Origin of the sequence: Ruminococcus sp. FC2018 (assembly GCF_000621805.1) — a bacterium.
Classification (GTDB): domain Bacteria; phylum Bacillota; class Clostridia; order Oscillospirales; family Ruminococcaceae; genus Hominimerdicola.
The window spans coordinates 74,637-85,641 of sequence record NZ_JHXH01000012.1 but is presented as its reverse complement, the minus strand read 5'-3'; the positions used below and the strand labels follow the sequence as shown (position 1 = coordinate 85,641).

The 11,005-nt window shown below is 46.8% G+C and carries 13 protein-coding genes; all 13 read left to right on the top strand.

Annotation, left to right across the window (positions count from 1 at the left end):
- A partial coding sequence (locus tag T494_RS0109245) for an IS200/IS605 family transposase (RefSeq protein ID WP_028505267.1) occupies window positions 1-198 on the top strand: 198 nt, incomplete at its 5' end.
- A gap of 223 nt (window positions 199-421) precedes the next feature.
- On the top strand, window positions 422-688 hold the full coding sequence (locus tag T494_RS0109240; protein ID WP_028506056.1) for a hypothetical protein: 267 nt from the start codon (window positions 422-424) through the stop codon (window positions 686-688).
- Window positions 689-874: 186 nt separating this feature from the next.
- Window positions 875-1,291 carry an ATP synthase subunit I gene (locus T494_RS0109235; protein ID WP_155984075.1) on the top strand — a complete coding sequence of 139 codons (417 nt, stop codon included), beginning with the start codon at window positions 875-877 and terminating at the stop codon, window positions 1,289-1,291.
- 7 nt (window positions 1,292-1,298) lie between these two features.
- The gene (locus tag T494_RS0109230) at window positions 1,299-2,027 is read left to right on the top strand and encodes a FoF1 ATP synthase subunit a (RefSeq protein ID WP_028506054.1); all 729 of its coding nucleotides are present in this window, start codon (window positions 1,299-1,301) and stop codon (window positions 2,025-2,027) included.
- Window positions 2,028-2,103: 76 nt separating this feature from the next.
- Window positions 2,104-2,361 carry an ATP synthase F0 subunit C gene (gene atpE, locus T494_RS0109225; protein WP_037344477.1) on the top strand — a complete coding sequence of 86 codons (258 nt, stop codon included), beginning with the start codon at window positions 2,104-2,106 and terminating at the stop codon, window positions 2,359-2,361.
- Between the two features lie 49 nt (window positions 2,362-2,410).
- Window positions 2,411-2,926 carry a F0F1 ATP synthase subunit B gene (atpF, locus tag T494_RS0109220; protein ID WP_028506052.1) on the top strand — a complete coding sequence of 172 codons (516 nt, stop codon included), beginning with the start codon at window positions 2,411-2,413 and terminating at the stop codon, window positions 2,924-2,926.
- Complete coding sequence (gene atpH, locus T494_RS0109215) at window positions 2,926-3,474, top strand: ATP synthase F1 subunit delta (protein WP_028506051.1); 549 nt, start codon at window positions 2,926-2,928, stop codon at window positions 3,472-3,474. The genes atpF and atpH overlap by 1 nt, the downstream gene beginning before the upstream one ends.
- Before the next feature lie 51 nt (window positions 3,475-3,525).
- Complete coding sequence (gene atpA / locus T494_RS0109210; protein WP_028506050.1) at window positions 3,526-5,040, top strand: F0F1 ATP synthase subunit alpha; 1,515 nt, start codon at window positions 3,526-3,528, stop codon at window positions 5,038-5,040.
- 13 nt (window positions 5,041-5,053) lie between these two features.
- Window positions 5,054-5,923, top strand: a complete 870-nt coding sequence (gene atpG / locus T494_RS0109205; protein ID WP_028506049.1) for an ATP synthase F1 subunit gamma — start codon at window positions 5,054-5,056, stop codon at window positions 5,921-5,923.
- 123 nt (window positions 5,924-6,046) lie between these two features.
- On the top strand, window positions 6,047-7,453 hold the full coding sequence (atpD, locus tag T494_RS0109200; protein WP_028506048.1) for a F0F1 ATP synthase subunit beta: 1,407 nt from the start codon (window positions 6,047-6,049) through the stop codon (window positions 7,451-7,453).
- 19 nt (window positions 7,454-7,472) lie between these two features.
- Window positions 7,473-7,877, top strand: coding sequence for an ATP synthase F1 subunit epsilon (gene atpC / locus T494_RS0109195; protein ID WP_028506047.1), 405 nt, complete (start codon window positions 7,473-7,475; stop codon window positions 7,875-7,877).
- 71 nt (window positions 7,878-7,948) lie between these two features.
- Complete coding sequence (locus tag T494_RS0109190; protein ID WP_028506046.1) at window positions 7,949-8,428, top strand: hypothetical protein; 480 nt, start codon at window positions 7,949-7,951, stop codon at window positions 8,426-8,428.
- A gap of 30 nt (window positions 8,429-8,458) precedes the next feature.
- Entirely contained in the window at window positions 8,459-10,237 is a 1,779-nt protein-coding gene (locus T494_RS0109185) for a Na/Pi cotransporter family protein (RefSeq protein WP_028506045.1), read from the top strand.
- Window positions 10,238-11,005: the final 768 nt, after the last annotated feature.

The window sequence follows — 11,005 nt, the reverse complement described above, 5'->3', positions numbered from 1 at the left end:
ATATTTGAAAGATACTCCAACTTGAAATACAAGTACGGAAACAGGCACTTTTGGTGCAGAGGATACTATGTTAGCACTGTTGGCGGAAATAAGAACGGAATAGCAAAGTATATACGAGACCAAGAGAAAGAAGATATGATGTATGATCAGATATCTTTTAAAGAGTACCAGGATCCGTTTAAAGATATAACAAAGTAGAAGATCAAGTAATGCGGTAGGTAGCTTTAGCGTATTACGTGCCCCTTAAGGGGCGGCTGGTGAAGTGCCCTTTTAGGGCTGTTATAAAACCACCGGCTTCGCCGGTGTGATATTTATTATTTGAAAAAAATTTCTTGTATAATCCTTGCTCTGTGTGAGATAATAAGCATAGTCAATGTATTTTGGCAAATAACGAATCGTTATCGGAAAGGAAATGGAATATATGAAAAAGATAATGGCATTTGTATTGGGTGCTGCAGTGTGCGCATCTATGTTTGCAGGTTGTGCGGAAAGAAACGACAATGTTGATTCAAACCCATCTTCATCGGTAAGCGAAAGCTCTGTAAACAGCCGTGGATCGGACGATTCTTCCAAGAACGTCATGGACCGTGCAGAGAGCATGGCTGAGGACATTGTGGACGGCGGAAAGAGAGTTGTGGACGACACTGTGAGCACCGCAGACGACGTTGTGGACAACATTACCAAGTAAGGCGGATACTTTTCAACAGAGGGCGGCAGGAGCCGCTCTTTTTTTGTGCTTGAAAAATGTAAATTTAAAGTTAACAAATGGTTAATAACAGGTAAAATATATTTAAAATGTAGGCGGGGATACTTTAAAAACATTACGGAAAATGATATAATATCATGGAATGCAGAATGAGTGCATTGACCTGTTTTGGAGCGTAAAAATCTGACAGTGGAGGCAAGGACTGTGGAGAATAAGTCGACTCTGCGTAAGCTGGTTGGGGATATGATAGTTCCTATGGCTGTTATGACCGCTGTTTGCTGGGCTTTTACGCTTATATGGGGCTTTAAGCTGTCAAATCTGGCAGGGTTCGCTGTGGGATTTGCATATGTCTGGGTATGTTATGAGTACCTGGCACGCAGCTGCGAAAGGGCTGTGGAGCTTGATGTGCCAAGGGCGAAACGGGTGATGCTGGTTTGCTACCTGGTGAGGTTTGCAGGGCTGTTCGCTCTTTGCGCAGCGGCTATGCTCACGGGATACATAAATGTTGTGGGGGTGCTGGTGCCCCAGTTTTTCCCAAGGATAATCCTTACGGTAAAACACTTCACAGCAGGAAAGGAAGGTTAGTTGCATAATGGACGGTATCGGACAGGGTCCAAAGGTCGTTTTTGAAATAGGACCTATTCGTATCACCGAGACGGTGGTAACGGGCTGGATCATTATTGTTGCGGTGCTTTTTCTTTGCCTGTGGATAACACGGGGACTGAAAAAGATACCGGATAAAAAAAGACAGATAGTTGCGGAGGCGTTTGTCAATTTCGTCAACGGACTTGTAAGGGACAACATGGGCGTTAAGCTTATGTACTATGCTCCTTACATAGCAACTCTGCTGGTGTACGCTCTGCTGGGCGCACTGGTGAGCATGATAGGTCTGAGGTCGATGACGGCGGACATAAACGTTACGGGCACATGGGCTCTGATGACGTTTATGCTCATAACCTTCCACAAGATAAAAGCCAACGGCTTCGGAGGATACTTAAAGAGCTTCGGTCAGCCTGTGGCGTTCATCTTACCGCTGAATATAGTGAGCGAGGTGGCTACCCCTGCGTCAATGGCATTCCGTCTATTCGGAAACGTTGCGGGAGGCATGGTCATTACAAGCCTTCTCTATGGCGCTCTTGGGGCACTTTCCAAGGCGGTCGGTCTGAGCTTTGCGGCAGGCTCATGGGGCTTCAGCTTGTTCCAGGTGGGTATACCGGCAGTGCTGTCGGTGTATTTTGACTTGTTCTCGGGCTGCATACAGGCGTACATCTTCTCCATGCTTACCATGGTAAACGTGGGTGCGGCAGCAGAGAGCGATTGATCTAATCAACAGCCGCAGATGCGGTGAAAATAAAATAACAAGAAAACCATTAAACTTTCATATTGGAGGATTTATTATGTTGGAAAAGGCAATAGTTTTAGGATGTTCGGCAGTAGGCGCAGGACTTGCAATGATCGCTGGTATCGGACCCGGTATCGGTGAGGGTTACGCAGTTGGAAAGACCATCGAGGCTATCGCAAGACAGCCGGAGGCTAAGGGCGACTGCACAAGAACAATGTTCATCGGTGTTGCTATGGCGGAGTCAACAGGTATCTATGCATTCGTTGTAGCTCTTATCCTTATGTTTGCAAATCCGTTTATCGGCAAGCTTTGATTGGAATAACAGCTCTGTTTTCAAAAACAGAGGAACGGAGGTAAAGTAAATGATCTTTGCATCAGGGGATATAACCGAATTTATGTCCATTGACCTGACAACCATAATCGCTACTTTGCTCAACACCCTTATCCTGTTCCTGGTACTGAAGCACTTTCTCTTTGACAAGGTCAACAAGATCATCAAGGACAGGCAGGAGGAGATCCAGGCTTCATACGACAGAGCCGATGAGGCGGAAAAGAACGCTCAGAAGCTTGAGGCTGACTATAACGAAAAGATCGGTCAGGCTAAGGAAGAGTCCGCCGAGATCATCAGGGATGCTACCAAAAAGGCTCAGGTACGTGCCGATGAGATAATCGACGAGGCGAGAGTTGAGGCAAAGGGTATCCGCACCAATGCGGAAAATGAGATCGAGCGTGAAAAGAAGATCGCCGTCAACGCTATCAAGGACGAGATCTCACAGATCGCTTTCTCCGCAGCTGCGGCTGTTGTTGAGAAGGATCTCACCAGCGAGGATAATGAAAGACTCATAGAGAAATTCATTGACAATGTGGGTGAAGTATAATGGCAAACAGCGTTGAAAATGTTTACGGTACGGCGCTTTTTGAATTGTGCGACGAGCAGGGCACCCTTGACGGTACATACCAGGAGCTGACGGAGGTCTCAAATATCCTTTCAGACCCAGCTCAGGCTGAATTTATGGAAATGCTGTCATCACCGCTTATCCCTTTTGAGGACAAGCAAAAGGTGCTTTCACAGGTGTTTACGGGCAGGCTCAGCGACACTGCGCTGGACTTTCTGTGCGTTGTTACACAAAAGGGCAGGATAAGAGATCTGCCTGCTATTGCACAGCAGTTCAAACAGATGTACTACGACAAAAAGAATATCCTTGAGGTGACTGCTACCACGGTCCAGCCCCTTTCGGAAAGCCTGCGCAAAAAGCTTGTGCAGAAGCTGGAGGGTGTTTCGGGCAAAAGCATTATTCTGCACGAAAAGCAGGACAAGTCCATTCTCGGCGGCATTGTGCTGAGATACGGCAATACTCAGATAGATTCCAGCGTCAGGACAAAGCTGGATAAGATAAAGGCGCAGATTGACAGCGCTATCGTATGATGTGCTTGGTAAAGCGTATCAGCAAATAAATTGAAAGGTTCGGTCTTTGTTATGAAATTACGTCCTGATGAAATTACAGGTTTGATAAAACAGCAGATAAAGGACTATCGTTCAAAGCTCGTTCTTGACGATGTAGGCGCAGTTTGTACGGTGGGTGACGGAATTTCAAGAGTTCACGGCATAGAAAAATGTATGTCGGGCGAGCTGCTGGAGTTCTGCAACGGTACATACGGTATGGCTATGAACCTTGAACAGGACTTTGTGGGCTGCGTTCTTCTCGGTTCGGAGGACGGCATCACGGAGGGTTCAAGCGTTAAGAGAACAGGCAAGATAGTTTCTGTCCCGGTGGGCGATGCTATGCTGGGCAGAGTCGTTAATGCGCTGGGTGCGCCTATCGACGGAAAGGGAAGTATTCTTACGGATGAATACAGACCCGTTGAAAGCCCTGCCTTCGGAATTATCACAAGACAGTCGGTAAACAGACCCCTTCAGACGGGTATCAAGGCTATCGACTCAATGATACCTATCGGCAGAGGACAGAGAGAGCTTATCATTGGCGACAGACAGACGGGTAAGACTACTATCGCCCTTGACACTATAATCAATCAGAAGGGTAAAAATGTTATCTGTATATACGTGGCTATCGGTCAGAAGCGTTCTACCGTGGCAAACGTGGTGGATACCCTTACAAAAAACGGTGCTATGGATTACTGCGTGGTCGTTTCCGCAACAGCTTCGGAAATGGCACCTTTGCAGTACATTGCGCCTTATGCGGGCGTTGCGATGGCAGAGTATTTCATGCTTCAGGGCAAGGACGTGCTTTGCGTTTACGACGACCTTTCAAAGCACGCTGTGGCATACAGGACCATGTCGCTGCTGCTGAAGCGTCCTACCGGTCGTGAGGCTTATCCGGGCGACGTTTTCTACTTACATTCAAGACTGCTTGAAAGGGCTTGCTGCCTTAACGAGGAAAACGGCGGCGGCTCCATAACCGCCCTGCCTATAATCGAAACGCAGGCAGGCGACGTTTCCGCATATATCCCCACAAACGTTATTTCTATTACCGACGGTCAGATATTCCTGGAGACAGAGCTGTTCTTCTCGGGCGTCAGACCTGCGGTAAACCCGGGAATTTCCGTTTCCCGTGTTGGCGGAAGCGCACAGATAAAGGCTATGAAGAAGGTCTCGGGTCCTTTGAAGCTGCTTTATTCCCAGTACAGAGAGCTTCAGAACTTCTCTCAGTTCGGTTCGGACCTTGACCAGGATACAAAGGACAGACTTGCACAGGGCGAGCGTATCGTTGAGGTGCTCAAGCAGAGCAAAAACTCTCCTATGGACGTTGAAAAACAGGTGGTAATGATATATGCGGTGGTAAACAACTACCTCAAGGATATACCTGTCAACCTGGTGAGGGAGTTTGAGGACGACCTTCTTAAGGAGATCGAAGAAAGCCACCCGGATATCTATTCCTCTATAACCCAGACCAAGGAGCTTACTGCGGAAAACGAGGAGGCTATCAAGGAAGTCCTTAAAAATTATGTGGAAAAATTCCTTAAATCCAAGTAAGGAGCGCTGAGGTATGGCAACTGCCAATATGAAGGATGTAAAAAGGCGTATCAAGAGCGTTGAGAGCACCAAGCAGATAACCAAAGCCATGCAGCTGGTGGCGACCTCGAAAATGCGCCGTGCCAAGGAGAGAGCTGTGGCGGTGCAGCCGTTTTTTGAAACGCTGTTCAATGCCATGTGCGACATTTCCTCAGACAGTAACTTTACATCTGTTTTTACCACAAAGGTGGAAAAGAAAAAAACGCTTATGATAGTCATTGCCGGGGACAGAGGTCTTGCAGGCGGCTTTAATGTGAATGTTCTGAAAAAAGCGGCTGCAAAGGCTGAGGGCCTTAAACAAAAGGGCAGGACAGTAAGCATTATGGCTATCGGCAAGAAAGCTGTGGAGTATTTCTCAAAGCGTGATTATAACGTTACAGATAGCTTCAGCGAGATCGCCGAGGGGCTTAGTATGTACGGTTCCATGGATATTGCGGAGGATATTGCCGCAAGATTCAAAGCCGGCGAGTTCGACAGCGTTGACCTTATATATACCACGTTCGTTTCGGCGATAACTCAGGAGCCTTGCGAAATGGCGATACTGCCCGTTGAAAACCTTAATTCATGGACAAACACACGCCATGCGGCACCTATATATGACCCGTCACCGGAAGAGGTGTTCGAGGGCATGATCCCCACTTATCTGTGCGGACTGCTTTACTCGGCGATAGTTGATTCCTTCGCCTCGGAGCAGGCGGCAAGACGTGCGGCGATGGAGTCGGCTTCGGATAATGCTGACGAGATGATAGAAAACCTGTCGCTTATGTATAACAGGGCTCGGCAGGCTCAGATCACTCAGGAGCTTACAGAGATCTCCTCGGCAAGTCTCAACGACAGCGTGTAATTGCTGTGTCACACCGGATATGCGATGCGGTATAGCGGATCGCAGGGAAAGACGGGAAAAAGAAATCACCGCAGGCATGAGCCTTGCTTTATTAAATAAACTGTTTTGAAAGGCGGTAAACAAATGGAAGGCAAAAACATTGGAACGGTTGTTCAGATCGTCGGAGCCGTTGTGGATATCCGATTTGAAAAGGATAACCTTCCCGATCTTCTTAACGCAATAGAAATAGACAACAACGGAACAAAGCTCACCGTTGAGGTGGCTCAGCATATCGGCGACGACGTTGTAAGATGTATCGCCATGAGCTCCACAGACGGACTTGTAAGGGGCACTCAGGCTGTTGACACGGGAAAGGCTATCAGCGTTCCTGTGGGACCTGAAACACTTTCAAGAATGTTCAATCTGCTGGGTGAGCCTGTTGACAATATGCCTGCACCGGAAACAAAGGAGAGGTGGGAGATCCACCGTGACCCGCCTTCTTACGAGGAGCAGACAGCTTCAAACGAGATACTTGAAACAGGCATAAAGGTCATCGACCTTATTGCACCATACCTTAAAGGCGGTAAGATAGGCTTGTTCGGCGGAGCAGGCGTTGGTAAAACAGTGCTTATCCAGGAGCTTATCAACAACGTTGCCAACCAGCACGGCGGTATCTCCGTTTTCACAGGCGTTGGCGAGAGAACAAGAGAGGGCAACGACCTGTACTTTGAAATGAAGCAGTCGGGAGTGCTTGAAAAGACGGTGCTTGTGTACGGTCAGATGAACGAGCCCCCCGGAGCAAGAATGAGAGTGGGTCTTTCGGGACTTACAATGGCGGAATATTTCCGTGATGTTGAGGGGCAGGACGTTCTGCTTTTCATAGATAACATCTTCAGATTTACACAGGCAGGCTCGGAGGTGTCCGCACTTCTGGGACGTATGCCTTCAGCAGTTGGTTATCAGCCTACTCTGGCTACGGAAATGGGTCAGCTCCAGGAGCGTATAACTTCAACAAACAAGGGCTCTATCACCTCTGTACAGGCAGTTTATGTGCCTGCCGACGACCTGACAGACCCGGCTCCTGCCACAACGTTTGCTCACCTTGATGCTACAACGGTGCTTTCAAGAAGCATCGCTTCTCTGGGTATTTTCCCGGCTGTTGACCCGCTGGAGTCCACTTCAAGGATACTTACCCCTGAAATTGTGGGAAATGAGCATTATCAGGTGGCAAGAAAGGTACAGTCCATACTGCAAAGATACGTTGAGCTTCAGGATATCATTGCTATCATGGGTATGGATGAGCTTTCCGACGAGGATAAGCTCACCGTTTCAAGAGCAAGAAAAATACAGAGATTCCTCTCTCAGCCTTTCTTTGTTGCAGAGCAGTTTACCGGTTATCAGGGCAAGTATGTGCCTTTGAAGGAAACTATCAGAGGCTTTAAGGAAATAATCGAGGGTATGCATGACGACCTGCCGGAGTCTGCGTTCCTGTTTGTGGGAACTATTGACGAGGCTGTGGAGAAGGCAAAGAAAAACAGCGAAAATTCTTGATGAAATCAGGAGATAGACCATGACCCCATTCAAGTTAAAGATAATTACCCCGGAGAAAACCTTTTTCAGCGGGGATACAACTCAGATAATAGCCAAGACCACCATGGGCAATGTGGGTATCCTTCACGGACACGTGCCATATGTGGCAAACCTTGTGTCGTCGCCTATATTGATAGAGGTGGACGGAGAGCTTAAAGAGGCTGCACTTTCAGGCGGCTTTCTTAAGGTTTCCCCGGATGACGTTGTAGTGGTGACATACGCTATTGAATGGGCGGACGAGATAGACGTTGCAAGGGCGGAACGCTCAAAGCAGAACGCTGAGGAACGTATGAAACGCCACGAGAGCCAGAAGGAGTTTGACAGGGCGGAAAAGAAGCTCAAACGTGCTCTTAACAGACTTCTGGTGGCAGGCAGAAAACATTAGAAATAAAAAACCGAAGTCTCAGAGAATAATTTGGGGCTTTGGTTTGTTTTTTGCAAATTGGGAGACAGGTAATGAAAAGATTTAGTTTTATTATGGTGATGCTTGCGGTGGTGATGTGCTTTGCGGCTTGCTCTGAAAGTTCATCGGGCAGCGATTCGTCAAAGCAGACTACAGGGATAACCGAGGTCAGCACGGACGGCAAGCTGCTCACATTCGGCTATCAGCCCGGCGGCGAAATGACAAAGGAGCAGTTTGAATCGGGCAGGGCAAATTATACGGTGTACGCTGACGGCAGAGTTGTCAATGATAAAAACGGTGAGGAAAAGACACTTGAGAGCGACGAGCTTGAAAAGCTCAAAGAGTATGCCGAAATGGTGATAAACAATAAGGTAGATGTGATAGAGCGAGACGGCGCTGATATGCCGTCATATTCTGTGACAGTGTATGAGACGGACGGAAAAACTCATCGGCTCACTTCAAACTCAGGTGGAGAAATAGTGGGCTTTAACGAGGTCTACAAGTTAGTAAGGGAAAAGTTTACGCAAAAGTAAGGGTAAAGGAAGTAAAAGGGGAAATCAGGTTTGAGTATTTTTAACATCATAGCTGCTGTGGGAGGTCTGGCGTTCTTCATGTTCGGCATGAACACGCTCAGCAGCGGGCTTGAAAAGGCATCGGGCGGTCTGCTTGAAAAGGTGCTGGCAAAAATGTCGGGCAACATTTTCAGCAGTATCTTTTTCGGTGCGGTGGTTACGGCTGCGGTACAGTCATCAACGGCTACCACGGTCATAGTCATCGGTCTTGTAAACGCAGGAATATTAAAGCTCCGTGGTGCGGTGGGAATAATTATGGGTGCCAACATCGGTACCACCATGACCGCACAGATACTGCGCCTTGCTAACCTTGAAGGGTCGGGAGACAGCAGCTTTTTCGTGAACTTTATAAAACCTACAAACCTTTCGGCAATACTTGCTATTGCAGGAATAATTCTTATCATGTTCTCAAAGCGCAGCCGTAAAAAGACTGTGGGCGAGATACTTGTGGGTGTGGCGATACTTCTTACGGGCATGACCACCATGAGAGCGGCGGTGGAGCCTATGGCTCAGCTTGATGCCTTCAAAAAGATATTCCAGGTGCTTGAAAACCCTCTGCTGGGTATCCTTGCAGGTGCGGTGGTAACTGTATGTACACAGAGCAGTGCGGCTGCGGTGGGTATTTTGCAGGCAATTTCCGGTTCGGGAGCTATCCTTTTTGCATCGGCGTTCCCCATTATCATGGGAACAAACATAGGAACCTGCGTAACACCTATGCTTTCAAGCCTTAATTCCTCAAAGAACGCAAAGAGGGCAGGTCTGCTCCACTTTTACTTCAACCTTATAGGAACTATCATTTTCCTTATCGGAATTTACACCTATCAGATACTGGTGGGCTGGTCCTTCTGGGACAGCGAGTTCACCACGGGAAATATAGCAAACTTCCACACCATATTCAACATCGTGGTCACGGCTATCTTTATCCCGTTTGCAGGGGTGCTTGAAAAGCTTGCCTGCCTTACAGTCAGGGACAAGCCTGAGGATGAGGACGACGAGATAAAGGAAGACCACCTGGACGAGAGATTCCTTGTTACACCTAACGTTGCCATATCCCAGACCAGCGAGGCTGTGGTACAAATGGCTGTTCAGGCGCAGAAGAATTTTAAGTCCGTTATGAAGATATACGAACAGTTCGACCCTAAGCTGGCTGAGAAGATAAGAGAGCGTGAGGACACTATCGACAGGCTTGAGGACAGGGTTGGACAGTACCTTATCAAGCTTAACGATTGCGGACTCAGCGAGGACGAATCCGCCAAGGTCACAGCTTATTTCCACCTTATCTCCGAATACGAGAGAATAGGCGATTACACCATAAATATCCTTGAGACTGCCGAGGCTCTTTTTGAGGACGAGGTAAGCTTTTCCGAGGAGGCTACGAGGGAGCTTAACATTACTTTTGACGCTATAAGCGAGATAATCTCCCTTGCTATAAACGCCACCAAGACAATGGAAGTGGAGGATATGATCCGCATCGAGCCTCTTGAGGAGGTCGTGGACAGGCTTGTGGAGGAGCTTAAATCAATACATATCGACAGGGCTAAGAGCGGAATCTGCAAAGTTGAGGTGGGCGTACACTTTATTGATATTCTCACCAATGTGGAAAGAATATCCGACCACTGCTCCAACATTGCGGTTTATCTTCTTGCAAGCAAAAAGGAGTATTCCTCCCTTAAAAAGCATGAATATCTTGATAAGCTCCATTCAAACGGACCTAAGTCCTATGAGCAGAGCATTGAAGAATATGCGTCAAAATACACTTTGACCAGATAAAAACAAAATCCACGTTCCCGGGTCGTTTCGGGAGCGTGGATTTTTTATAAAAAAAGAGGGCAAATATTTAGCACCCACTCCTGCATAATGCATAGGTCACGTTGCTAAAGTTGTTTTGATCAGCGTGGATTTTATGGAAAAAAAGGCAAAAATTTAACACTCACTCCTGCATTGGAAGTAAGTGTTAAATTCATGGAATTATGAAAGGGAAATTAGAATTAGCGTATTGAAACTTTCAAGCCGAATATTGGGGACAGCCAGAAAGGTAAGATCTTTGTTGTCATTTCCTCTGACAACTATATAATAACAGTCCTATATGAATTGAATATGAATTTTGAGGGGGTAGGAAAAATTTTCTTGAGTATTTTTTTGGACACTCAAAAGTGCGCAGAAAGGGCAGAATAAGGACTTTTGAGAGATGCTCCCAAGGAACTTTGCAAAAAACAATAATATTTTTTCTTCCAATATGAAGTTGAAATTCTCAACACCCCACAGGAAAATATAAAAATTAAAACCCATTCATAAGAATGGGTTTTAATCTATGGAATTATGAAAGGGATTTTTTTGACATTCAGTAAAAGTTAAAATCTTGTCAGGCGGATTGGGGAGCCGCATTGGTATGACCAGGTTTTAAGTTCTACTCAGTGTCAAACGATTAAGTCTTTTCTCTCTTTGTTGTATATATAATAACAGCCCTGTGTGAATTGAATGTGAATTTCAGGGGCTTTTCCAAAAGTTTCTGTTTCGCATAATAGATAAATTTCTTAA